This is a genomic window from Pseudomonas sp. GW823-FHT05G12, assembly GCF_058795575.1.
In genome coordinates, this window is sequence record NZ_CM179501.1 from 2,890,438 (window position 1) to 2,914,111 (window position 23,674).

23 protein-coding genes and 1 pseudogene are annotated in these 23,674 nt (G+C 63.1%); 20 read left to right on the forward strand and 4 right to left on the reverse strand.

Annotated elements, in window-relative coordinates; translation table 11 throughout:
- The 14 genes and pseudogenes from paaH to AC3RCM_RS13085 all read left to right on the forward strand — a co-directional run bounded on the left by paaH (window position 1) and on the right by AC3RCM_RS13085 (window position 14,285).
- Window positions 1–1,518, forward strand: coding sequence for a 3-hydroxyacyl-CoA dehydrogenase PaaH (gene paaH, locus AC3RCM_RS13020; RefSeq protein WP_492629662.1), 1,518 nt, complete (start codon window positions 1–3; stop codon window positions 1,516–1,518).
- Window positions 1,511–1,951 carry a hydroxyphenylacetyl-CoA thioesterase PaaI gene (gene paaI / locus AC3RCM_RS13025; protein WP_064492055.1) on the forward strand — a complete coding sequence of 147 codons (441 nt, stop codon included), beginning with the start codon at window positions 1,511–1,513 and terminating at the stop codon, window positions 1,949–1,951. The genes paaH and paaI overlap by 8 nt, the downstream gene beginning before the upstream one ends.
- The gene (pcaF, locus tag AC3RCM_RS13030; protein ID WP_492629663.1) at window positions 1,944–3,164 is read left to right on the forward strand and encodes a 3-oxoadipyl-CoA thiolase; all 1,221 of its coding nucleotides are present in this window, start codon (window positions 1,944–1,946) and stop codon (window positions 3,162–3,164) included. Before paaI ends, pcaF begins: the two co-directional genes overlap by 8 nt.
- 121 nt (window positions 3,165–3,285) lie before the next feature.
- On the forward strand, window positions 3,286–4,605 hold the full coding sequence (paaK, locus tag AC3RCM_RS13035; RefSeq protein ID WP_064492053.1) for a phenylacetate--CoA ligase PaaK: 1,320 nt from the start codon (window positions 3,286–3,288) through the stop codon (window positions 4,603–4,605).
- Between the two features lie 198 nt (window positions 4,606–4,803).
- The gene (paaA, locus tag AC3RCM_RS13040) at window positions 4,804–5,793 is read left to right on the forward strand and encodes a 1,2-phenylacetyl-CoA epoxidase subunit PaaA (RefSeq protein WP_010954157.1); all 990 of its coding nucleotides are present in this window, start codon (window positions 4,804–4,806) and stop codon (window positions 5,791–5,793) included.
- 25 nt (window positions 5,794–5,818) lie between these two features.
- Complete coding sequence (gene paaB, locus AC3RCM_RS13045; protein ID WP_013972614.1) at window positions 5,819–6,100, forward strand: 1,2-phenylacetyl-CoA epoxidase subunit PaaB; 282 nt, start codon at window positions 5,819–5,821, stop codon at window positions 6,098–6,100.
- An 8-nt stretch (window positions 6,101–6,108) separates the two neighbouring features.
- Window positions 6,109–6,867: a 1,2-phenylacetyl-CoA epoxidase subunit PaaC gene (paaC, locus tag AC3RCM_RS13050; protein WP_492629664.1), complete on the forward strand. Its 759-nt coding sequence runs from the start codon at window positions 6,109–6,111 to the stop codon at window positions 6,865–6,867.
- Window positions 6,854–7,387 carry a 1,2-phenylacetyl-CoA epoxidase subunit PaaD gene (gene paaD, locus AC3RCM_RS13055; RefSeq protein ID WP_020190807.1) on the forward strand — a complete coding sequence of 178 codons (534 nt, stop codon included), beginning with the start codon at window positions 6,854–6,856 and terminating at the stop codon, window positions 7,385–7,387. Before paaC ends, paaD begins: the two co-directional genes overlap by 14 nt.
- Before the next feature lie 15 nt (window positions 7,388–7,402).
- Window positions 7,403–8,479 (forward strand): 1,2-phenylacetyl-CoA epoxidase subunit PaaE, encoded by a 1,077-nt coding sequence (gene paaE / locus AC3RCM_RS13060; RefSeq protein ID WP_070383930.1) that lies wholly within the window; start codon window positions 7,403–7,405, stop codon window positions 8,477–8,479.
- A 152-nt stretch (window positions 8,480–8,631) separates the two neighbouring features.
- Window positions 8,632–8,940, forward strand: coding sequence for a DUF485 domain-containing protein (locus tag AC3RCM_RS13065; RefSeq protein WP_004374508.1), 309 nt, complete (start codon window positions 8,632–8,634; stop codon window positions 8,938–8,940).
- Window positions 8,931–10,499 (forward strand): annotated as a pseudogene (locus tag AC3RCM_RS13070) (cation acetate symporter); the annotation flags it as partial. The gene AC3RCM_RS13065 and the pseudogene AC3RCM_RS13070, both read left to right, overlap by 10 nt.
- A gap of 39 nt (window positions 10,500–10,538) precedes the next feature.
- A complete protein-coding gene (locus AC3RCM_RS13075; protein WP_129931763.1) occupies window positions 10,539–11,771 on the forward strand; it encodes an OprD family porin in 1,233 nt (410 codons plus the stop codon).
- Between the two features lie 37 nt (window positions 11,772–11,808).
- Complete coding sequence (paaZ, locus tag AC3RCM_RS13080) at window positions 11,809–13,863, forward strand: phenylacetic acid degradation bifunctional protein PaaZ (RefSeq protein WP_020190812.1); 2,055 nt, start codon at window positions 11,809–11,811, stop codon at window positions 13,861–13,863.
- Between the two features lie 251 nt (window positions 13,864–14,114).
- Window positions 14,115–14,285, forward strand: coding sequence for a hypothetical protein (locus tag AC3RCM_RS13085; protein WP_061405658.1), 171 nt, complete (start codon window positions 14,115–14,117; stop codon window positions 14,283–14,285).
- A gap of 78 nt (window positions 14,286–14,363) precedes the next feature.
- Here the strand turns inward: AC3RCM_RS13085 and AC3RCM_RS13090 are convergent, their stop codons facing one another.
- On the reverse strand, window positions 14,364–14,633 hold the full coding sequence (locus AC3RCM_RS13090) for a DUF6555 family protein (protein ID WP_004374494.1): 270 nt from the start codon (window positions 14,631–14,633) through the stop codon (window positions 14,364–14,366).
- Between the two features lie 292 nt (window positions 14,634–14,925).
- Here AC3RCM_RS13090 and AC3RCM_RS13095 point away from each other — a divergent pair, with 292 nt between their 5' ends.
- The gene (locus AC3RCM_RS13095) at window positions 14,926–15,324 is read left to right on the forward strand and encodes an NUDIX hydrolase (protein ID WP_064492047.1); all 399 of its coding nucleotides are present in this window, start codon (window positions 14,926–14,928) and stop codon (window positions 15,322–15,324) included.
- A 1-nt stretch (window position 15,325) separates the two neighbouring features.
- On the opposite strand, the gene AC3RCM_RS13100 is transcribed toward AC3RCM_RS13095, so the two are convergent.
- Window positions 15,326–15,877 (reverse strand): ATP-dependent Clp protease proteolytic subunit, encoded by a 552-nt coding sequence (locus AC3RCM_RS13100; protein WP_180688032.1) that lies wholly within the window; start codon window positions 15,875–15,877, stop codon window positions 15,326–15,328.
- Window positions 15,878–16,136: 259 nt separating this feature from the next.
- On the opposite strand from AC3RCM_RS13100, the gene AC3RCM_RS13105 reads away from it, so the two are divergent.
- From AC3RCM_RS13105 to AC3RCM_RS13120, 4 genes are read left to right on the forward strand one after another with little or no spacing between them, the layout of a single operon-like run.
- Window positions 16,137–17,054 (forward strand): DUF72 domain-containing protein, encoded by a 918-nt coding sequence (locus AC3RCM_RS13105; RefSeq protein WP_420130821.1) that lies wholly within the window; start codon window positions 16,137–16,139, stop codon window positions 17,052–17,054.
- The gene (locus AC3RCM_RS13110; RefSeq protein WP_064492044.1) at window positions 17,051–17,824 is read left to right on the forward strand and encodes an endonuclease/exonuclease/phosphatase family protein; all 774 of its coding nucleotides are present in this window, start codon (window positions 17,051–17,053) and stop codon (window positions 17,822–17,824) included. Before AC3RCM_RS13105 ends, AC3RCM_RS13110 begins: the two co-directional genes overlap by 4 nt.
- Window positions 17,821–19,023: a cardiolipin synthase ClsB gene (gene clsB / locus AC3RCM_RS13115; RefSeq protein WP_064492043.1), complete on the forward strand. Its 1,203-nt coding sequence runs from the start codon at window positions 17,821–17,823 to the stop codon at window positions 19,021–19,023. Before AC3RCM_RS13110 ends, clsB begins: the two co-directional genes overlap by 4 nt.
- Window positions 19,023–19,976 carry a lysylphosphatidylglycerol synthase domain-containing protein gene (locus AC3RCM_RS13120; protein WP_492629665.1) on the forward strand — a complete coding sequence of 318 codons (954 nt, stop codon included), beginning with the start codon at window positions 19,023–19,025 and terminating at the stop codon, window positions 19,974–19,976. Before clsB ends, AC3RCM_RS13120 begins: the two co-directional genes overlap by 1 nt.
- A gap of 359 nt (window positions 19,977–20,335) precedes the next feature.
- Here the strand turns inward: AC3RCM_RS13120 and AC3RCM_RS13125 are convergent, their stop codons facing one another.
- Window positions 20,336–20,560: a metallothionein gene (locus tag AC3RCM_RS13125; protein WP_020190819.1), complete on the reverse strand. Its 225-nt coding sequence runs from the start codon at window positions 20,558–20,560 to the stop codon at window positions 20,336–20,338.
- A complete protein-coding gene (locus AC3RCM_RS13130; protein WP_064492041.1) occupies window positions 20,557–21,021 on the reverse strand; it encodes a hypothetical protein in 465 nt (154 codons plus the stop codon). Before AC3RCM_RS13130 ends, AC3RCM_RS13125 begins: the two co-directional genes overlap by 4 nt.
- Before the next feature lie 127 nt (window positions 21,022–21,148).
- On the opposite strand from AC3RCM_RS13130, the gene ligD reads away from it, so the two are divergent.
- Window positions 21,149–23,650 carry a DNA ligase D gene (gene ligD, locus AC3RCM_RS13135; RefSeq protein ID WP_492629666.1) on the forward strand — a complete coding sequence of 834 codons (2,502 nt, stop codon included), beginning with the start codon at window positions 21,149–21,151 and terminating at the stop codon, window positions 23,648–23,650.
- The last annotated feature ends 24 nt before the right edge of the window (window positions 23,651–23,674 follow it).

Consider the following 23,674-nt stretch of genomic DNA (forward strand, 5'->3'; position numbering starts at 1 on the left):
ATGGGCGCACTCGCAAGCAATGTCCAGGTGGGGGTGATCGGTGCCGGCGCCATGGGCGCCGGTATCGCCCAGGTCGCGGCCCAGGCCGGTCACCCCGTCAAGCTCTACGATAACCGCCCGGGTGCTGCCGCCCAGACGGTGACGGGTATCGATCGCCAACTGGCCCGGCTGGTGGACAAAGGAAAGTTGCTGGCCGCTGAACGCGAAGCGATCAATGCCCGCCTGTGCCCGGTCGATACACTCGAAGCCTTGGCAGATGCCGGCCTGGTCATTGAAGCTATCGTCGAAAACCTGCAGGTGAAGCAGGCGTTGTTCAGCCAGCTCGAAACCCTGTGCGCGGCCGACTGTATCCTTGCCAGCAATACTTCGTCACTGTCCATCACCAGCCTCGCCGCTGGCCTTGAACGCCCGCAGCACGTGGTCGGTATGCACTTTTTCAACCCGGCACCGCTGATGGCGCTTGTCGAGGTGGTGTCGGGCCTGGCAACCGACCAGGCAGTGGCCGCACGCATCTACGCCACGGCCCAGGCCTGGGGCAAGCAGCCGGTCCATGCGCGCTCTACACCCGGTTTCATCGTCAACCGGGTAGCGCGGCCGTTCTATGCCGAAAGCCTGCGCCTGCTGCAGGAAGGTGCCGCTGATTGCGCCAGCCTGGATGCGCTGATGCGTGACGCTGGCGGCTTCCGCATGGGGGCGTTCGAGCTGACCGACCTGATTGGCCATGACGTCAATTACGCTGTCACCTGTTCCGTATTCGATGCTTTCTATGGCGATTTCCGCTTCCAGCCTTCGCTGGTGCAGAAGGAACTGGTGGACGCCGGTCGCCTGGGTCGCAAGACCGGCCAAGGCTTCTATCGCTATGCCGAAGGCGTCGAGCGCCCGCAGCCGGCCGAACTGCACAGCTCCTCCCGCGCAGAGGCCTGCGTAGTCGAGGGCAACCTGGGGGTGATGCAGCCGCTGGTCGAGCGCCTTCGCCAAAGCGGCATTGCCGTGACCCAGCGCGCCGGTAGTGGCCTGATCCAGGTGGGCGACGCCACCCTGGCCCTGTCCGACGGCCGCCTGGCCAGCCAACGTGCCCGAGAGGACGGGCTGCGCAACCTTGTGCTGCTCGACCTGGCGCTGGACTACAGCAGCGCCACGCGCATTGCCATCAGCTGGTCAGCGGATACCAGCGACAGCGCCCGTGACCAGGCCGTAGCCCTGCTGCAGCGCGCAGGCTTGAAAGTGACCGGCATCGCCGACCTGCCCGGCCTGGTGGTACTGCGCACCGTGGCAATGCTTGCCAACGAGGCCGCCGATGCGGTGCTTCAGGGCGTCGGCAGCGCCGCCGACATCGACCTGGCCATGCGCGCCGGCGTCAATTACCCCTGCGGCCCGCTGGCCTGGGCGGCGAACGTCGGTATTGCCCATACCCTGCGCGTGCTCGACAACCTGCAGCGCAGCTATGGCGAGAGCCGCTACCGCCCTTCCCTGTTGTTACGCCGCTGTGAAGCCAAAGGAGGCACCCTGCATGACTGAAGAGCAACTGGCACAAGCCTGTGCCGACGCCATGTACGCCCGCGACCCGGCCACCCAGGGCCTGGGTATCAGCCTGCTGGATGCCGGCCCGGGCCGGGCCAGCCTGCGCATGGCGGTACGTGCCGACATGATCCAGGGGCATGGCACCTGCCATGGCGGTTTCCTGTTCGCGTTGGCCGATTCGGCGTTCGCCTTCGCCTGCAACAGCTACGACCAGGCCACGGTGGCGCTGGGCTGCAGCATCGACTACCTGGCCCCGGCGCTGCGCGATGACGTGCTCACCGCCCACGCCAGCGAAGTCAGCCGCAAAGGCCGCACCGGCCTGTATGACGTGCGCATCGACAACCAGCGCGGCGAATTGGTTGCGATGTTCCATGGCAAATCCTACAAAGTGCGCGGCACCGTGCTGGCGCAGGAGACGCAAGATGAATGAACCGACCCACGCCGATGCCTTGATCATCGACGCCGTGCGTACCCCCATTGGCCGCTATGCCGGGGCCCTGAGCAGCGTGCGCGCCGACGACCTGGCGGCCATCCCGCTCAAAGCCTTGATCCAGCGTCACCCCGAACTGGACTGGAAAGCCATTGATGACGTTATCTTCGGCTGTGCCAACCAGGCCGGCGAAGACAACCGCAACGTGGCCCACATGGCGAGCCTGCTGGCCGGGCTGCCACTCGAAGTACCAGGGACCACGATCAACCGCCTGTGCGGTTCCGGCCTGGATGCCATCGGCAATGCGGCACGTGCCCTGCGCTGCGGTGAAGCGGGGCTCATGCTGGCCGGTGGTGTAGAGTCCATGTCGCGTGCGCCGTTTGTGATGGGTAAGTCGGAGCAGGCATTCGGGCGTGCAGCCGAGCTGTTCGACACCACGATCGGCTGGCGTTTCGTCAACCCGCTGATGAAGGCCGCCTACGGCATCGATTCGATGCCGGAAACGGCTGAAAACGTGGCCGAACAGTTCGGCATCTCGCGCGCCGACCAGGATGCCTTTGCCCTGCGCAGCCAGCACAAGGCAGCAGCAGCTCAGGCCCGCGGCCGCCTGGCGCGGGAAATCGTGCCGGTCGAAATCCCGCAGCGTAAAGGCCCGGTCAAAGTGGTCGAGCATGACGAGCACCCGCGCGGCGACACCACGCTGGAGCAGCTGGCTCGGCTCGGGACGCCGTTTCGTGAAGGCGGCAGCGTAACGGCGGGTAATGCCTCCGGTGTGAATGACGGCGCTTGCGCCCTGCTGCTGGCCAGCAGCGCCGCGGCCCGCCGCCATGGCCTGAAGGCGCGCGGGCGCATCGTCGGCATGGCTGTGGCCGGGGTTGAGCCCAGGCTGATGGGCATCGGGCCGGTGCCTGCGACCCGCAAGGTACTGGCGCTCACCGGCCTGGCACTGGCTGACATGGATGTCATCGAACTCAACGAGGCCTTTGCCGCCCAGGGGCTGGCCGTGTTGCGCGAGCTGGGCCTGGCCGACGACGACCCGCGAGTCAACCGCAACGGCGGCGCCATCGCCCTGGGCCATCCCCTGGGCATGAGCGGTGCCCGGTTGGTGACCACTGCCTTGCACGAGCTTGAAGAAACGGCCGGCCGCTACGCCCTGTGCACCATGTGCATCGGCGTAGGCCAAGGCATTGCCATGATCATCGAGCGCCTCTGAGCGGTTCAGACCCTGCGCTTGTTACCGAACTGAACGCAGCCGTATATGCTGCCTCCATGACACTCACCGCGCGGCCTGCAACCGCTGGCGCGCGGCGTACAAGAACAATTCGAGTGAAGCCATGAACATGTACCATGATGCCGATCGTGCCCTGCTGGACCCGATGGAAACCGCCAGCGTCGATGCCCTGCGCCAGCACCAGCTGGAACGTCTGCGCTGGAGCCTGAAGCACGCCTACGACAATGTGCCGTTGTACCGCCAGCGCTTTGCCGAGTACGGCATCCACCCTGATGACCTCAAGTGCCTGGAAGACCTGGCGAAGTTCCCCTTCACCGGCAAGAACGACCTGCGCGACAACTACCCCTACGGCATGTTTGCCGTGCCCCAGGAAGAAGTGGTGCGCCTGCATGCCTCCAGTGGCACCACCGGAAAGCCGACGGTGGTCGGCTACACCCAGAACGATATCGACACCTGGGCCAATGTGGTTGCCCGTTCGATTCGTGCGGCCGGCGGGCGCAAAGGTGACAAGGTGCATGTGTCCTACGGCTACGGGCTGTTCACCGGCGGGCTCGGCGCGCACTACGGTGCCGAACGCCTGGGCTGCACCGTGATCCCCATGTCCGGTGGCCAGACCGAAAAGCAGGTGCAGCTGATTCGCGACTTCCAGCCCGACATCATCATGGTCACCCCGTCCTACATGCTCAACCTGGCTGATGAAATCGAGCGCCAGGGCATCGACCCGCACGACCTCAAGCTGCGCCTGGGCATTTTTGGTGCCGAGCCATGGACCGACGAGCTGCGCCGCTCGATCGAGCAGCGTCTGGGCATCAATGCCCTCGATATCTACGGCCTTTCGGAAATCATGGGGCCCGGGGTGGCAATGGAGTGCATAGAGACCAAGGACGGCCCGACCATCTGGGAAGACCACTTCTATCCCGAAATCATCGACCCTGCCACCGGCGAGGTGCTGCCGGATGGCCAACTGGGCGAGCTGGTATTCACCTCGCTGAGCAAGGAGGCATTGCCGATGGTGCGTTATCGCACCCGCGACCTCACCCGGCTGCTGCCCGGCACCGCTCGGCCGATGCGGCGGATCGGCAAGATCACCGGCCGCAGTGACGACATGCTGATCATTCGCGGGGTCAATGTGTTCCCGACTCAGATCGAGGAGCAGGTGCTAAAAATAAAACAGCTTTCTGAGCTTTATGAAATTCATCTGTATCGCAATGGAAATCTGGACAGTGTCCAGGTGCACGTGGAGCTGCGCGCAGAGTGCCAGTACCTTGACGAAGGCCAGCGCAAGCTGGTTGTTGGGGAGTTGAGCAAACAGATCAAGACTTACATCGGTATCAGCACCCAGGTGCACCTGCAGCCCTGCGGCACGCTCAAGCGCTCCGAGGGCAAGGCGTGCCACGTGTTCGACAGACGGTTGGCCAGCTGACCCAATCGGCTGCCATTTCGGCCCCGGCATTGTCCGGGGCCTTTTTTTGCCTGCGTTCTGCCGGGCACGCGCTGCTGCCCGGCAGCCCTCTTGGCTGTCAACGTGATACACAAATCTTACTTGATACATATAAATGTGTTTGACGTTATGTTTTGTATCGCTTACAAATGACTCATGCCTTAGCAGGAGTCGCAGCACATGTACGCACAGCTAGTGGAAACCGGAGTCAAGCGCATCAAGTCGCTGGAAGAGATGTCCCCCGAGGAACGCAACTTCCAGGAAAAGATCGATGCCGAAATCAAGATCGAAGCCAAGAACTGGATGCCCGAGGCCTACCGCCAGACCCTCATCCGGCAGATCTCCCAGCACGCCCACTCTGAAATCGTCGGCATGCTGCCCGAAGGCAACTGGGTCACCCGTGCCCCCAGCCTCAAGCGCAAACTGCAGCTGATGGCCAAGATTCAGGACGAAGCCGGCCACGGCCTGTACCTGTACAGCGCCATGGAAACCCTGGGGGCTGACCGCGACGAAGAAATCGCCAAACTGCACAGCGGCAAGGCCAAGTACTCAAGCATCTTCAACTACCCCACCCTCAGCTGGGCCGACATGGGCGCTGTGGGCTGGCTGGTGGACGGCGCCGCCATCGTCAACCAAGTGGTACTGCAGCGCACCTCTTACGGCCCCTACTCCCGCGCGATGATCCGTATCTGCAAGGAAGAGAGCTTCCACCAGCGCCAGGGCTACGAAATGCTCCTGACCATGATGCGCCAGGGCACCCAAGCCCAGCGCGACATGGTTCAGGACGCCATCAACCGCCTGTGGTGGCCGGCGCTGATGATGTTCGGCCCGAGCGATGAACACTCGCCCAACAGCGCCCAGTCGATGGCCTGGAAGATCAAGCGCCAGACCAACGACGAACTGCGCCAGCGCTTCATCGACCAGACCGTGCCGCAGCTGGAACTGCTGGGCTGCACTGCGCCTGACCCTGAGCTGAAGTGGAACGCCGAGCGCGGCCACTACGACTTCGGCGAAATCCAGTGGGACGAGTTCTACGAAGTGATCAAGGGCAATGGCCCATGCAACCTGGAGCGTGTCGCCACCCGGCGCAAGGCCATCGAGGACGGCGCCTGGGTACGCGAGGCCGCCGTGGCCTATGCGCGCAAGCAACAGAACAAGAACGCCGCCTGAGCGGCGATAGATGCGGAGATCGAAAATGTCTGTCTGGACCCTCTACGAAGTGTTCGTGCGCAGCAAGCACGGCCTTAACCACAAGCATGTCGGCAGCGTGCACGCCGCCGATGCCGCCATGGCTATCGAGAATGCCCGCGAGCTCTACACCCGCCGTAGCGAAGGTGTGAGCCTGTGGGTGGTGCCGTCGGCGCTGATCACCGCCTCCTCCCCCGACGAGAAAGACCCGCTGTTCGCCCCCGCGGACGACAAGGTCTATCGCCATGCCAGCTTCTACGAGCTGCCCGACGAAGTCGGACACATGTGAGGTGGGCCATGCATAAAGAAGCCCTTATCCCCTACCTGCTGTTGCTCGGCGACAGCGCCCTGGTCCAGGGCCAGCGCCTCTGCGAATGGTGTGGCCGTGCCCCGGCCATCGAGGAAGAGCTGGCCCTGATGAACGTCGGCCTCGATCTGGTCGGCCAGGCCCGCAACTGGCTGGAGTATGCCGCCGAGCTGCTCGACGATGGCCGGGATGCCGATGCCCTGGCGTTCCGCCGTGACGAGCGCGCCTACCGCAACCTGCTGCTGGTCGAGCAACCCAACGGTGACTTTGCCGTCACCATGACCAAGCAGTTCCTTTACGACGCGTGGCACTTCGCCGTGCTCCAGGGGCTGGTCGAGTCCAGCGACGCGCGAATCGCCGGTATTGCCGCCAAGGCCCTGAAGGAAGTCACCTACCACCTGCGCCGGTCCAGCGAATGGGTACAACGTCTGGGCGGTGGTACCGATGCCAGCCGCCAGCGCATGCTCGCCGCTATCCCGGCACTGTGGCGCTTCACCGTTGAACTCACCGCTGGCAGCGACAACGAAGTCCGTCTGGCCGAATGCGGTATCGGCGCCGATCCCGCTACCGTCGGCGCCACCTGGCTGAAGCAGGTCGCCGCGACGTTTGCTTCGGTCGAACTGCCGCTGCCCAAGGCCGCCAGCCACTTCTACCTGGATGGCCGCAAAGGCCTGCACACCGAGCATCTGGGCCTGCTGCTGGCCGAAATGCAGTTCCTGCCAAGGGCCTACCCCGATGCAACCTGGTGAACTGATTGCCGGCGACCGCGGCGCACGGGCACAGCAAGGCGACGACCTGGCCCGCGCCTGGGCGGTATTGGGCCAGGTCATGGACCCTGAAGTGCCGGTGGTCAGCGTGGTCGACCTGGGGATCGTGCGCGATGTCGATTGGCGCGCCGGCCACCTGCACCTGGTGGTTACCCCGACCTATTCTGGCTGCCCGGCCACCGAAGTGATCGAAGGGGATATCCGCCAGGCGCTGGAGCAAGCCGGTTTCACCGCGCCAGACCTGGAGCGTCGGCTGACCCCGGCCTGGAGCACCGACTGGATCACCGAACTGGGCCGCGAGCGCCTGCGCGCTTATGGCATTGCGCCGCCGCAAGGCAGCGCCAGCAAGCGCAGCCTGCTCGGCGAAGCCCCCCAGGTGTGCTGCCCGCAATGCGGCAGCGCCCATACCGAATTGCTCAGCCAGTTCGGCTCCACGGCCTGCAAGGCGCTGTACCGCTGCCGCGAGTGCCTGGAGCCATTCGACTATTTCAAATGCATTTGAGCCGTGGAGACCACCATGAGCCAGTTTCACAGCCTGACCATCAAGCAAGTGCGCAATGAGACCCGTGATGCGGTATCGATTGCCTTCGATGTGCCCGAGCACCTGCAGGACCAATTCCGCTTCACTCAGGGCCAGTACCTGGTCATGCGTACCCAGCTGGATAACGAAGAAGTCCGCCGCTCCTACTCCATCTGCAGCGCCGTGCAGGACGGCGAGCTGCGCGTGGCCGTCAAGCGCGTGCCGGGCGGGCGCTTCTCGGCATTTGCCAATGAAGTGCTCAAGGCCGGCCAGCAGCTGGAAGTGATGCCGCCATCGGGGAGCTTCTTCGTGCCACTGGACCCGGCTCGCCAGGGCAACTATCTGGGGGTGGCCGCCGGCAGCGGCATCACCCCGATACTGTCGATCATCGCCACTACGCTGGCCAGCGAGCCGCACAGCCGTTTCACCTTGCTGTACGGCAACCGCTCCAGTTCGGGGGCGCTGTTCCGCGACAAGCTCGAAGACCTGAAAAACCGTTACCTCGACCGTTTGAACCTGATTTTCGTGTTCAGCCGCGAACAGCAGGACGTCGACCTGTACAACGGCCGCATCGACGCTGACAAATGCGGCCAACTGTTTTCGCGCTGGCTGGACGTTGCCGGCCTGGACGCGGCATTCATCTGCGGCCCGCAGGCGATGACCGAAACCGTGCGTGACAGCCTGCAGGCCAACGGCATGGCCAAGGAACGCATTCATTTCGAGCTGTTCGCCGCCGCCGGCAGCGAGGCCCGCCGCGAAGCCCGTGAGGCGGCACGCCAGGTGGATTCGGCGCTTAGCCATATCACCGTGATCAGCGACGGCCGGGCACTGAGCTTCGACCTGCCGCGCAACACCCAGAACGTGCTGGACGCCGGCAACGCCATTGGCGCCGAGCTGCCCTACTCGTGCAAGGCCGGCGTGTGCTCCACCTGCAAGTGCCGGGTGATCGAGGGCGAAGTGGAGATGGACAGCAACCATGCCCTCGAAGACTACGAAGTGGCGGCCGGGTATGTGCTGTCGTGCCAGACCTACCCGGTGAGTGACAAGGTGGTGCTGGACTTCGACCAGCTGTAGACCGAGTCGGCTGCTTCGCGGGTAAACCCGCTCCTACAGGGGCTGCGCAAGGCCTTAGGGCGGCATCCTTGCCTGCGAAGAGGGGCTAAGCAGCAACGCAATACCCCGCGTGACCTCAACAAAACAATTACAACACCCAGAGATCGCAACCCATGACACCCGAACGCATAGAAAGCATCGCCAACCACCCCGACTTCCAGCACCTGGTACGGCGCAAACGCCGCCTTAACGGCAGCCTGACCCTGGCCATGCTGGTGGTCTACTACGGCTTCGTCCTGCTGGTTGCGTTTTCGCCCAGCACCCTCGGCCAGTCCCTCAGCGGCGGCGTGACCACGGTCGGCATGCTGGTGGGCGTGCTGATGGTGCTGCTGTCCTTTGCCCTGACCGGCATCTACGTACACCGCGCCAACAACGTGCTCGACCCGCTCAACGACAAGGTCAAGCAGGAGTGCGCACAATGAACTGGACAGCCATTTCGATGTTCATGGTGTTTGTCTGCTTCACCCTGCTGGTCACCCGCTGGGCTGCCCTGCGCACCCGCTCGGCCAGCGACTTCTACACCGCCGGCGGCGGCTTGAGCGGCATGCAGAACGGCCTGGCGATCGCGGGCGACATGATCAGTGCCGCTTCGTTCCTGGGCATTTCCGCGATGATGTTCATGAACGGCTACGACGGCCTGTTGTATGCCCTCGGTGTCCTGGCGGGCTGGCCGATCATCCTGTTCCTGATTGCCGAGCGCCTGCGCAACCTGGGCAAGTACACTTTCGCCGACGTGGTCAGCTACCGGCTGGCGCAAACCCCGGTGCGCTTGACCTCGGCTTTCGGCACCCTGGTGGTGGCGCTGATGTACCTGGTGGCGCAAATGGTCGGCGCCGGCAAGCTGATCGAGCTGCTGTTCGGCATCAGCTACCTGTACGCCGTGATGCTGGTCGGTGTGTTGATGGTTGCCTATGTCACCTTCGGTGGCATGCTCGCCACCACCTGGGTGCAGATCATCAAGGCGGTAATGCTGCTGTCGGGCACCAGTTTCATGGCCTTCATGGTGCTCAAGCACTTCGGCTTCAGCACCGAGGCCATGTTTGCCAGCGCCGTGGCCGTGCATGCCAAGGGCCAGGCGATCATGGCCCCAGGCGGCTTGTTGTCCAACCCGGTGGACGCCATTTCCCTTGGTTTGGGCATGATGTTCGGCACCGCTGGCCTGCCGCATATCCTGATGCGCTTCTTCACAGTCAGTGATGCCAAGGAAGCACGCAAGAGCGTGTTCTACGCCACCGGTTTCATTGGTTACTTCTACCTGTTGCTGATCGTTGTCGGCTTTGGCGCCATCGTCATGGTCGGCACCGAGCCGTCCTACCGCGACGCCACTGGCGCCATCATCGGTGGCGGCAACATGGTCGCCGTGCACCTGGCCCAGGCCGTGGGGGGCAACCTGTTCCTCGGCTTCATCTCAGCCGTGGCCTTCGCCACCATTCTGGCTGTGGTCGCTGGCCTTGCGCTGTCCGGGGCATCGGCGGTGTCCCACGACCTGTATGCCTGCGTGATGCGCAAAGGCAAGGCTACCGAGCAAGAGGAAATGCGCGTGTCGCGCATTGCAACGCTGGTCATCGGCCTGCTGGCGGTGATCCTGGGCCTGATGTTCGAGTCGCAGAACATTGCCTTCCTCTCCGGCCTGGTGCTGGCGGTGGCCGCTTCGGTCAACTTCCCGGTGCTGCTCCTTTCCATGTTCTGGAAAGGCCTGACCACCCGCGGCGCGGTGTGCGGCAGCATGGCCGGGCTGGTCTCGGCGGTGCTGTTGGTTGTGCTGGGCCCGGCGGTGTGGGTCAACGTGCTGCACAACGAAACGGTGCTGTTCCCCTACAGCAACCCTGCGCTGTTCTCCATGAGCCTGGCCTTCCTCAGTGCCTGGGTGTTCTCGGTTACCGACAGCTCCGAACGTGCCGTTGAAGAACGGGGTCGCTACCTGGGCCAATTCATCCGCTCCATGACCGGTATCGGCGCGGCTGGCGCCAGCAAACACTGACTTCAAGGACGAACAGACATGTCGGGTAAAACAACAACAATGAACCGCACACACTTCCTGTCAGCCGCCTGGCTGGCCACCTTCGCCCTGCCGATGCCCGCGCTGGCTGACTTCATCGGCGACAGCCATGCACGCCTGGAGCTGCGCAACCACTACATCAACCGTGATTTTCGCCAGAGCAACGCCCCGCAGGCCAAGGCTGAGGAATGGGGCCAGGGCTTTACCGCCAAGCTGGAATCGGGCTTCACCGAAGGCCCGGTCGGCTTTGGCGTGGACGCCCTGGGGCAGTTGGGCATCAAGCTCGACTCCAGCCGCGACCGTCGCAACACCGGCCTGCTGCCTTTTGGCCCGAACAGTCACGAACCGGTCGACGACTACAGCGAGCTGGGCCTGACCGGCAAGGTACGTGTGTCCAAGAGCACCTTGCGGCTGGGCACCTTGCAGCCGATCCTGCCGGTGGTGGTGTACAACGACACCCGCCTGCTGGCGTCCACCTTCCAGGGTGGCCTGCTCACCAGTCAGGACCTCGATGGCCTCACCTTCAATGCCGGACGCCTGACCAAGGCCAACCTGCGTGACTCCTCTGGCCGCGACGACATCGGCTATGGCGCTGCCAGCAGTGACCACCTGGACTTTGGTGGTGGCAGCTACGCCATCACCCCGCAAACCACGGTCAGCTATTACTACGCCAAGCTCCAGGACATCTACCGTCAGCAGTTCGTCGGGCTGATCGACACCCGCCCACTGGCAGAAGGTGTGAGCCTGCGCAGTGACCTGCGCTACTTCGACAGCCGCAATGACGGTGCCGAGCGTGCCGGCAACATCGACAACCGTAACTTCAACGCCATGTTCACCCTGGGCGTGCGGGCGCACAAGTTCACCGCCACCTGGCAGCAGATGTCCGGTGACAGCGCCTTCCCGTTCGTCAACGGCGGCGACCCGTTCACCGTCAACCTGGTCACCTACAACACCTTCACCCGCGCCGGGCTGGACTCTTGGCAAGTGCGCTACGACTACGACTTCGTTGCCATGGGCATCCCCGGCCTGAGTTTCATGACCCGCTACACCGACGGTCGCCACGCGGAAACTGCCACCGTGACCAATGGCCGCGAGCGCGAGCGCGACACCGACATCACGTATGTCATCCAGAGTGGCCCGCTCAAGGACGTCAGCCTGCGCTGGCGCAATGTCACCTTCCGCTCCGGCAACGGCCTGACCAACGCCGTGGACGAAAACCGCCTGATCATCGGCTACACCCTGGCGCTGTGGTAACAGCGCCCCCCACTTTTTGAACAGCATGGAGAACAGCATGTCTGCCGCCCCTACTCTGCAAAGTTTCATCGCCGGCCGTTGGCTCGGCCAGCACGGCGCCCAGGCCCTGCGCAGCGCCCTCGACGGCCACGTACTGGCCTACAGCCATGAAGAGCGCCCGGACTTCGCCGAAGCTGTGGACTACGCGCGTGCACGCGGCCTTGCTTCGCTGATGGGCATGGATTTCCAACAGCGTGCCCAACGCCTCAAAGCCCTGGCCCTGTACCTGGCCGAACGCAAGGAGCAGCTCTACGCCCTGTCGCACCACAGCGGCGCCACCCGGGCTGACAGCTGGATCGACATCGAAGGCGGCAACGCCACGCTGTTCTCCTATGCCGGCATCGGCAGCCGCGAGCTGCCGTCGGGTAACCTGGTGCACGAAGGCCCAGCCATCCCGTTGGGCAAGCAAGGCCATTTCGCCGGTAGTCATATCCTGGTGCCACGGGCAGGCGTTGCGGTGCACATCAACGCGTTCAACTTCCCCATCTGGGGCATGCTGGAAAAGTTTGCCCCGACGTTCCTGGCCGGTATGCCCTGCATCGTCAAGCCGGCGACCTCGACCAGCTATTTGACCGAGGCCGTGGTACGCCTGATGAATGCCTCCGGCCTGCTGCCCGAAGGCAGCCTGCAGCTGGTTATCGGCAGCACCGGCGACCTGCTCGACCGCCTGCAGGGGCAGGACGTGGTGACCTTCACCGGCTCCGCCGACACTGCCGCGAAACTGCGCGTGACGCCCAACCTGATTCGTAACTCGGTGCCGTTCACCGCCGAGGCCGACTCGCTCAACTGCGCCATCCTCGGCCCGGACGTGAGTCCGGACAGCGAAGAATTCGACCTGTACATCAAGGAAGTGGTACGTGAAATGACCACTAAAGCCGGGCAGAAGTGCACCGCCATCCGCCGCGCGATCGTCCCGGCCAGGCACCTGGATGCCGTTGCCACGCGCCTGCGCGAGCGCCTGAGCAAGGTCGTGGTAGGCGACCCGTCGCTTGAAGGTGTGCGCATGGGGGCCCTGGCCTCCCATGACCAGCAGCGCGACGTCGGCGAGCGTGTGCGCAGCCTGCTGCAGAGTTGTGACCAGCTGTTCGGCGCCAGCGATGGCTTTGCCCCGCGTGGCGAAGGCGTGGCTGAAGGCGCGTTCTTTGCGCCAACCTTGTTGCAGGCCCGCGACCCGCATGCCGAGGGCGGCGCCCACGATATCGAAGCGTTCGGCCCGGTCAGTACGCTGATGGCCTATGACGACCTCGACGAAGCCTTGGCACTGGCTGCCCGTGGCAAAGGCAGCCTGGTGGCGACCCTGGTCACCGCCGACCGCAGCGTGGCCGCCAAGGCTATCCCGGTGGCTGCTGCCTGGCATGGCCGTCTGCTGGTGCTCGATAGCCAGGCCGCCAAGGAGTCCACCGGTCACGGCTCGCCGCTGCCGCAGCTCAAGCACGGTGGCCCGGGCCGCGCCGGCGGTGGAGAAGAGCTGGGAGGCCTGCGTGCTGTCAAGCACTACCTGCAGCGCGCCGCAGTACAAGGCTCGCCGAGCATGCTTACGGCGGTCACCGGCGAGTACGTGCGCGGCGGCGAAGTGATCGAAACCGAAGTACACCCGTTCCGTCGCTACTTCGAGCAGCTGCGTGTCGGCGAGTCGCTGCTCACCCATCGCCGCACCGTGACAGAAGCTGACCTGGTTAATTTCGGCTGCCTGTCAGGCGACCATTTCTACATGCACTTCGACGAAATCGCCGCCAAGGCCTCGCAGTTCGGTAAACGCATTGCCCACGGTTACTTCGTACTGTCGGCAGCAGCCGGGCTGTTCGTGTCGCCCGGCGCCGGACCGGTATTGGCCAACTATGGGCTGGACACCCTGCGCTTCATCAACCCGGTGGGCATTGGCGATACCATCCAGGCGCGCCTGACCTGCAAGCGCAAGATCGACCAGGGCAAGACCAGCCCGCTGGGGCAGCCGCAGGGGGTGGTGGCGTGGGATGTGGAAGTAACCAATCAGCTGGGTGAATTGGTGGCCAGCTATGACATCCTGACCTTGGTGCTGAAAAAACCAGCATGATGTGTTGACGCTACTGGCCTCTTCTCGGGCAAGCCGCCTCTGACCGGCACTGCACAGCTCCCCCGTAGGAGCGGGTTCACCCGCGAAGAGGCCAGTAGCTGCTCAAGGCACTTGGGATCAATGCACCTAAGTGGCTGCCGTGAATTACTCAGGCACCTGAAACCGTTGGTCAGCGACTGCCAATGCTCAGTGGACCTCTGGCGTGCACCTGTCGCTCTTAATTCATAAGGATCATGAACGAGGACTGCACCATGAATTCCCTACTGCGAATGGGTGGCGGCAATGTTGAAGATGACTGGCCGGAGCTGGAGCCGGATCGACGCAATGATCGGGCAGACGACCCGGATACCGACCCTAATGTGACTGATGATGAGGAAAACCGGCCCGGCGTTCCGGCCAGCGACCCTGAGTCTGGCGCCTGACACTAGAAGTGTCAGCGTACACTGCAGGAGCGGGCACGTCCGTTCCTGCAGTTTCTTTAACCGGTTGCAGGCGAGCTATTAAACCATCGCCGCCGGATCGCCCACCGACTGGTTGGGCTTGCTCCCCGAAATCCGCCAGCTCACGGCGGTAATCCCGTAGCGCTCGGCCATCGGCCGACTGACCTTCCTGATCTTCTCGCGACCGAACTTGGGAATGATGCCGATGCCCGCATCACAACTTGCCCAATGCCAGGCCTCGGCATTGTCCAGGCGTTCCAGGCGGATGATGAAACTGCGCGGCTGGTCATGCAGTTTGTAATCGATTATGTACAGCTGTGGGCTAGGCATCGCAGGGGGCCTCCTCTTCTCCATGGATGACCTTTTGATTGATCGGGCCATGGCCAGAAGATTCAAAATTTTTGTCGACCTTTGTTACCGGTGGCCGAATGTGTGCCCCTGTCTAGGTTTCGAGAGCCTGTTTTATCGCTGTGCTTGATCGCTTTGCTGCTGACCGTCGGTACAAAAAGCAGCACACAATATATTTGCGTGACGGAGATGACCGTTCGTCAGCTTTAACGCAACGTTTATTGCCAGCCAGGGCCGAAACTTCATGCAATGAAGGAATTGCCCAGGAGCCTGAATGAAGCCAGTCAAGCATCGCGCCACCATCATTTGCCGGCATGGCAAGCAGCGCCACAAATGGTTGTGGGTAAGAAAGCCCAACGCGCCCTGGACCCTTCCAGGCGGCAAGATCGAGCCCGGCGAGACACCTATGCAGGCCGCCGAGCGGGAGTTGCTGGAAGAGACTGGGCTACAGGCTGAATCGCTGGTTTTGTTGATGCGCCATGAAACGCCAGAGCGTGTGCATTACGTGTTCGCAGCGGAGTTTGCCGAAGCACCGCAGCCCAAGGCCCGGCACGAAATTTCCGACTGCCGCTTTGCCCACCTGGATCAGGTGGCTCTCGTGAAGGGCGAGATCAAGGCCCTGATCCGCTCCTTGCTGGCTTGTGACGCGGGCACGGCGGCGTCCGTTCGGTAAGCTAGGCGTGCACACTCCACTGAACGGTGTCTGACGCGATCGGCATCTCGTCGATTGCATGGATCATTCCGTTTTCCAGCGCCTCCCGCGGCGCCAGTATCCTTGGATAGGCCATTAGATAACGCGGTACATCCAAAACCTCGGCCGCGCCTTTCGTGCGCTCCGCCACGATCTGCGCATACAGGCGCAGGTCGTAATCCAGGCTCATCGCATACTCGGACATCCGCGAATGGTCCACCGAACCATGCAAGGTCCAATGAAACGGGTGGAAAAGAAACTTGCTGAAACTGCAAGCCGTGCGTCGCTCTCCGGCAAGGAAGAGGATATTGCCCATGGATTCCACCGTACCCAGGTTGTGGGTATGCACCTCCACGGGTAACGCCCGCAGAAAGTTGTACAGGGTAAACCCATAGCTGCATTCGCCGCCCATGGTGGCGATGTTCAGTTGCAGAAGCTCGGCACCCTGTTGCAATGCCCGCGAGCAGGTCGTGATCAGGTTGCCGCAGGTTGACGAATTGATCGGTCCGGTGAAGTGGATGATATGTCTGGCCATGCTTGCCTCCACGGGTGGCAGGTCATTGCTTGATCTTTTGCCCATCGTCGCCCAGCCCGGCCCTCTGGCGGTGGGCGAAACGCTCGAATGTCATCCTGGCACCCTTCCATGAAACGGGTATGCGGTGGAGACGCCAACTGCCGCAAAGTTCAACTCGGCGTCAGCATTTCCGTTGGTCAAGCGTTGTGAACCCTCGGCGGTCTTTGCCGGTCGCACCTTCAGAGCGACCGAACTAGGAACCGGCAGTGAGGACGGCAGCGTGAGCGATATTCGCATCGGTATCTCCGGGTGGCGCTATGGCCCCTGGCGCAAGGATTTCTACCCCAAAGGCCTGAAACAGGACGATGAACTGGCATTCGCTTCACGGGCGGTGAATAGCATCGAGATCAATGGCTCGTTCTACAGCCTGCAGACGCCCGAACGCTATCTGGGCTGGCGTGAAGCAACGCCGGAAGGCTTCGTGTTCGCGGTCAAGGGGCCGCGCTATATCACCCATGTCCGGCGGCTGAAGGAAATCGAAGAGCCCTTGGCCAATTTTTTCGCTTCCGGCCCGCTGCTGTTGGGCGAAAAGCTCGGGCCGTTTCTGTGGCAGTTCCCCCCTAGCATGAAGTTCGATGAAGACCGTTTTGCCCGGTTCCTGGAGCTGCTGCCACACACACGCGAAGCGGCCCGTGAACGCGCCCAAGGCTGCGCCGAGCGCCTTAAGAGTAATGGCAGCCTTGCCATCAAGGGCAATGCGCGCTTGCGCCACGCCGTGGAAATCCGCCACGAGAGCTTCCTCTGTGAAGCCTTCGTCAAGCTGTTACGCAAACATCGCGTGGCGCTGGTGGTTGCCGACAGCGCCGGCAAATGGCCCTGTGCCGAAGATGTAACCGCCGACTTCGTCTACATGCGCCTGCACGGGGATGTGGAGTTGTACAGCAGCGGATATACCGCACGCGCGCTGCGGCGCTGGAAGCAGCGTATCCAGCTATGGAGCGAAGGTAACCAGGCGGACGATGCCCGCCTGATCGTGCCGGGGCCGCCGCCTCGGTGTGCGGCACGGGATGTGTACTGCTACTTCGACAATGACCAGAAGGTTCACGCGCCATACGACGCCAGGCGCTTGCTGCAAAAGCTGTCGCTGGACCACGAGCTGATGACCGAGCCCGGCGTGGTACCGGAGGTGGCCTTGTGAACAAGACCCTGCCCGCCCCGCGCTGCATCATCGACAAGGTGACCGCTGTACGCCGGCTCAATGTGTTGACGCTGAACGTGCACAAAGGCTTCACCTTCTTCAACCGGCGCTTCATCCTGCCCGAGTTGCGCGAGGCGGTGCGCGCCACCGGCGCCGACCTGGTGTTTTTGCAGGAGGTGCACGGCAGTCATCAGCAGCATGCCTTGCGCCACCCAGCCTGGCCCGAAACGCCGCAGTATGAGTTTCTGGCCGACAGCATGTGGCCGCAGTTCGCCTATGGCCGCAATGCGGTCTATCCCCATGGCGACCACGGCAACGCGCTTTTGTCGAAATTCCCCATCAGGCGCTTCAACAACCTGGATGTTTCGGTGCAGGGCAATGAACAGCGTGGCCTGCTGCATTGCCAGCTGGAGGTGCCGGGCCATGACGAGGTGCATGCGGTATGCGTGCACCTGGGCCTGCGGGAAGCCCACCGGCAGCGCCAGGTGAAGCTGATGCTCGACCTGCTGGCCAGCCTGCCGCCCAACGCGCCGGTCATCATCGCCGGCGATTTCAACGACTGGCGGCTGAAGGCGGACGCGGTACTGAGCGAACACCTGACAGAGGCCTTCGGCACCCCGGCGCGCAGTTTCCCCGCGCGCCTGCCGTTGTTGCGCCTGGACCGCATCTACCTGCGAAACGCGGTGCCGGGCGCAGCCCAGGTGCTGTCCAAATACCCGTGGTCGCATCTGTCCGACCATGTACCACTGGCTGCGGAGATCAACCTGTGAACCGACCTTGGGTAGACGGCAACAGCGTGCAGTTGCTGATCAATGGCGAGCAGTATTACCCCCGCGTGTTCGAGGCCATGGCCCAGGCGCGGGAAGAAATATTGCTGGAAACCTTCATCATCTTCGACGACAAAGTGGGCAAGCAATTGCAGCAGGTGTTGATCGAGGCTGCCCGGCGCGGTGTACGCGTGGAAGTGGTCGCGGATGGCTACGGCACAGCCGAGCTACCGGCTGAATTCATTTCAGCGATGACCGACGCGGGTGTCAGCTTTCATGCCTTCGATCCACAACCCCGCTTGTTGGGCATGCGCACCAACCTGTTTCGCCGTTTGCACCGCAAGATCGTGGTGGTCGATGGTGAGCGGGCCTTCATCGGCGGTATCAACTACAGCGCCGACCATTTAGGCGACTTTGGTGCGATGGCCAAGCAGGACTATGCCGTGGAGGTCACTGGGCCGGTAGTGGCGCAGGTACATTCAGCCAGTAAGCGCCTGATGTCTCCCGTGCTGCAGCCACCCAGTGCGGTACGCCCGGTTACCGAACCCGCCGGAAGCAGCAGTGCTGTGTTGATCGAGCGTGACAACGGCATGCGCAGCACCGATATCGAGGCACACTACCTTCAGGCGTTTCGTAAAGCCCGCCAACGCATTGTGGTCGCCAATGCGTATTTCTTTCCAGGCTACCGGCTGATGCGTGAGTTGCGCAACGCGGCCCGGCGTGGCGTGGAGGTTCGGTTGATTTTGCAGGGCCAGCCCGACATGCGCTGGGTACGCGCACTGTCGCGCCTGCTGTACAACTACCTGCTGCGCGACGGCGTGAAGATTCATGAGTACTGCCAGCGGCCGTTGCACGGCAAGGTGGCACTGGTGGACGATCAATGGGCCACCGTCGGCTCCAGCAACCTCGACCCCCTCAGCCTGTCGTTCAACCTGGAGGCCAACCTGTTCATTCGTGACCGGGCCTTCAACCAGCAACTGCACCAGCATCTGCAGACACTGGCCAGCGAGCAATGCAAACCGGTCACCCTGGAGCGCATGATTCGCGGATACTGGTGGCGAGCACCGTTGATCTTCGTGTGCTTCCACGTGATCCGCCACTTCCCGCGCATTGCGGGCTGGTTCCCTGCGCACCGGCAGCGTTTGCGCTCGGTGCAGCCGGAAGCCGAACCCCAGGGCAACTTGCACGAGGGCAACTCCTGATGGCGCGCAAAAGCTGGCAAACGTGGGGCAAACGCGTGTTCACACTCGCGTTTCTGATCCTGATCCCTGTGCTTCTGTACCTGCTGGCGCGCAATCTGGACTGGAACGAAGTACGTCAGTCTTTGCTCGCCTACAAGCCTGGCACCCTTGCCATCGGCTTGGCGATCGCGCTGTGCAGCTACCTCGCGTTTGCCAGTTACGACCTGTTGGCCCGGGCTTACACCGGCCATACGCTACCTGCCCGGCAGGTATTGCCCGTCGCGTTCGTGTGCTACGCCTTCAACCTCAATTTCACTACCTGGGTAGGCGGGGTTGCCTTGCGCTACCGCCTTTATGGGCGGTTGGGCCTGGATACCGCGACCATTACACGAATCCTCACCTTGGGGCTGTTGACCAACTGGATGGGCTATATGCTGCTGGCCGGCACCGTATTTGCCCTGGGCCTGGTCGAGATGCCCGGCAACTGGGCGGTGGGCACTACAGGCCTGCGCCTGATCGGCCTGCTGTTGCTGGCGATTGCGGGCGGCTACCTGCTGGCCTGTGGTTTTGCCAAGAAGCGCACCTGGTGCTGGCGCGACCACGAAGTGACGCTGCCCTCGCTGCGTCTGGCGCTGTGCCAGGTGGCGCTGGGTGCCAGTAACTGGGCACTGATGGCGCTGCTGATCTTCTGGCTGCTACCGGGCGAAGCGTTCTACCCGTCGATTCTCGGCATCCTGCTGATCAGTTGTGTGGCCGGCGTGGTGGCGCATATCCCTGCGGGGCTGGGTGTGCTGGAAGCGGTGTTCCTGGCCCTCCTGCATGGGCAGATGGGCCAGGGCACGCTGGTGGCGGCCCTGCTCGGCTACCGCACGTTGTACTACCTGATTCCGTTGCTGTTGGCGGTGGTGACCTACCTGATCCTGGAAAAGCGCGCCAAGGCCATGCGCTTACGGGACAAGCCAGCCCGGACCTGAAAGGGGCCATGTGCGCTGGAGGTGGCAGATGCGACGCGTTGCATGGCACCGGCTTTGCCGGTGTTCGCGGGTAAACCCGCTCCTACGGGGGGACGCTCCGAGAAAACAACCAGGCCCAAGGCATGCGCCATAAATGTAGGAGCGGGTTTACCCGCGAAGCAGGCAACACGTTGCATGGCACCGGCTTTGCCGGTGTTCGCGGGTGAACCCGCTCCTACGGGGGGACGCGCCGAGAAACCAACCAGGCCCAAGCCATGCGCCGTAAATGTAGGAGCGGGTTTACCCGCGAAGCAGGCAACGCAACACCCTAGGCCCAAAGGACTGGGCGACCGGGTGAAAAGGCAGCCCGCCTACTGGCTTCAGGGCGATATCGGATCGCTCGCCGGAAAGGTTTCATCCAGTGCATTGTCCACCGCGTTCTCACTTGGCTTTTCACCGCAATGGCAGTCCTGCATCCGGCATGGCTCACTGTTGCTGTGCCCGCTGGCACAGGCCTGGCAGCAGTAGGCCTTGCCGTCGCGTTGCAAGGCATTGGCATCCACCGTGCAGGAACAGTGCGCGCAGGCGCAGCGTTGTTCGTTCATGGCTTGCTCTCCTCGTCATCAATCACATCGTCGGTCCAGGGCACCCCGTCCAGCGGCGCGGATCGGGCCAGTTCGGCCTCGTCCAGGCCAACCCCGCCACCGATCTCATCGGCATCCACCTCGCGCAGACGCTGGTCTGCCGGGCCGCCACTGCCGCCCGGTTCGTGGGGGTCGCGGGCACCGGTTTCGTCCAGCAGGGTGTCCGGGCTCAAATCGTCGTAGGTGACATTGTCCTCATGCAGGCTGTCTTTCAGCGCCTCGCCGCCGGTCATGCCACTTTGCGCCACGCGCCGGGGGGGAAACTCACGGTCGACCTCGGCGGCCGGTCGCTCGTCGCCCACACGCCCTTCGCGCTCATCCAGGCGTTCATCGAAATCCAGCTCATGCACGCTGCCCATGCGGTCTTCGATGTCATCGATTTCGGTGGGGGTGTATGGCTTAGGTGCATCGGGTCGGGTCATGTGCGTTCTCCATCAGGTGGCTTCATTCGGTCGACTACGCCAGCTCACGGAAGATTCAGAGTTTTTTGAACTACCGCCTCGGCCGGCGCCTCCCACGTTAGAGACCGTGATCTGCCCGGAGCCCGCCATGGCCAAGCCCCTGCAGGAATACGCGCGCAAGCGCGACTTCAACGCTACACCCGAGCCCAGCGGCAAACGCAAACGTGGCAAACGGGCCCATGCGCTGCAGTTCTGCATCCAGAAACACGACGCCAGTCATTTGCACTACGACTTCCGCCTGGAGCTCGATGGCACCCTGAAAAGCTGGGCGATCCCCAAAGGTCCGTCGTTGGACCCCAAGGTGCGCCGCCTGGCGGTGCATGTGGAGGATCACCCGCTGGACTACGCCGATTTCGAGGGCCATATCCCGGAAGGCCACTATGGTGCAGAGGACGTGATCGTCTGGGACCGCGGTATCTGGGAGCCTGAAGGCGACGCGCATGAAGCCTACGCCAAAGGCAAGCTGCGATTCCGCCTGCTGGGTGAGAAGCTAGGCGGCGTGTGGAACCTGTTCCGCACCCACCTGGCCGGCAAGAAAGAACAATGGATGCTGGTCAAGTCGCACGACGCCCAGGCGCGCAGCGAAACCGAGTACAGCATTGTCGAGGCCCTGCCCGACAGCGTGCTCAGCGAGCGCACGCTGGTGCCACGCAAATCCGCTGCCAAAAAAGCCACTGCCCCGCGCAGCAGCCGTAAACGCGCCGACAAAGCTCAGGCTGCACCCTTGCCAGCACAGTTACAGCCACAGCTGGCAACGTTGGTGGACTCTCCCCCCAGCGGCGACTGGCGCTACGAAGTCAAGTTTGATGGCTACCGTATCCTGGCCCGCATCGAGGGCCAGGACATCCGCCTGTTCACCCGCAACGGCCATGACTGGAGCAGCAAGATGCCCCGGCAGGTTGCCGCCCTGCGCGCGCTGGGCATCGACTCGGCCTGGCTCGATGGCGAAATGGTGGTGGCTGATGAGAATGGCATGGCTGACTTCCAGGCGTTGCAGAACGCCTTCGATACCGAGCACGACGAACGCATCACCTATTACCTGTTCGACCTGCCATTTCTGGGCGGCCAGGACCTGCGACAGCTACCGCTGCAGCACCGCCGCGATACATTGCGCCAACTGCTTGAGCACAACCATTCTGACGTCATCAAGTATTCCGCCGACTTCGACGAACCTGTCCAGTCACTGCTCGACAGTGCCTGCCGGCTGAAGCTGGAAGGCCTGATCGGCAAGCGAGCTGACAGTGTCTACAGCGGCCGCCGTAGCCCGGACTGGATCAAGCTCAAGTGCAAGCAACGCCAGGAATTCGTGATCGTCGGCTACACCGACCCCAAAGGCAGCCGCAGCGGCTTCGGTGCCCTGCTGCTGGCCCTGCACGACAACGACAGTGGCGAGCTGCGCTATGCCGGTAAGGTCGGTACCGGCTTCAATGCCACGACACTGGCCAGCATCCACGCGCGGCTCAAGCCCCTGGAAATCGCCAGGCCAGCCCTGCCCTCGCCGCCTGCCGGAGCCGAAGCGCGTGGTGTGCACTGGCTGCGGCCGCAGCTGTTGGCGGAAGTCGCCTTTGCCCAGATGACCCGTGACGGCATCGTGCGCCATTCGGTATTTCACGGCCTGCGCGATGACAAAGCGGCAACCGCCATTGACCTGGAGCGCGCCATGCCCGCCAAGACTGTATCCAGCCGCAACAAGCAGGCCAAGGCGTCCGAGAACCTGGGTGAACTGCGGCTGACCCACCCCGACCGGGTCATCGACCCTTCAACCGGGGTGACCAAGCGTGAGGTCGCCGAGTATTACGCCGGCATCAGCCAGTGGATCCTGCCTCAGCTCAAGCACCGCCCGGTGGCATTGGTGCGCGCCCCGGACGGCCTGGGCGGCGAGCTGTTCTTCCAGAAAAACGCGGGCCAACTGCACATACCCAACGTACTCAGCTACGAAAAGGCCGAGGCCGGCCAGGCAGCGATGGTCATCAATCGCGCCGATACGCTGCTGGGTGCGGTGCAGATGAACATGCTGGAGCTGCACACCTGGAACGCCACGGACAAGGATTTCGATAAGCCGGACCGTTTTGTCCTCGACCTGGACCCTGACCCTGCGCTGCCCTGGAAGGCCATGGTGGAGGCGACTCAACTGACCCTCACCCTGCTGGACGAACTGGGCCTCAAGGTGTTCCTGAAAACCAGTGGTGGCAACGGTATTCACGTGGTTGTGCCCTTGACCCGGCGAGCCGGGTGGGACGAGGTCAAGGACTTCAGCCACGCCATCGTCAATTACCTGGCCAAGCTGTTTCCGGAGCGCCTGAGCGCGGTGTCGGGGCCGAAAAATCGCGTGGGACGCATCTTTATCGACTACCTGCGCAACGGCAAAGGCGCCACCACGGCGTGCGCCTATTCACTGCGTGCCCGTGACGGGCTGCCGGTATCGGTACCTGTCTGGCGTGAGGAGCTGGCGCAAATAAAAGGCGCCAACCAATGGAACATCACCAACCTGCGCGAGCGTCTGGCGGAGGTCGACGACCCTTGGGCCGACATGGGCAAGGTACGCCAGTCGATCACCGCGCGCATGCGCAAGCAGCTAGGGCTCGAATGATGACGCCAAAGCGATTGGACACGA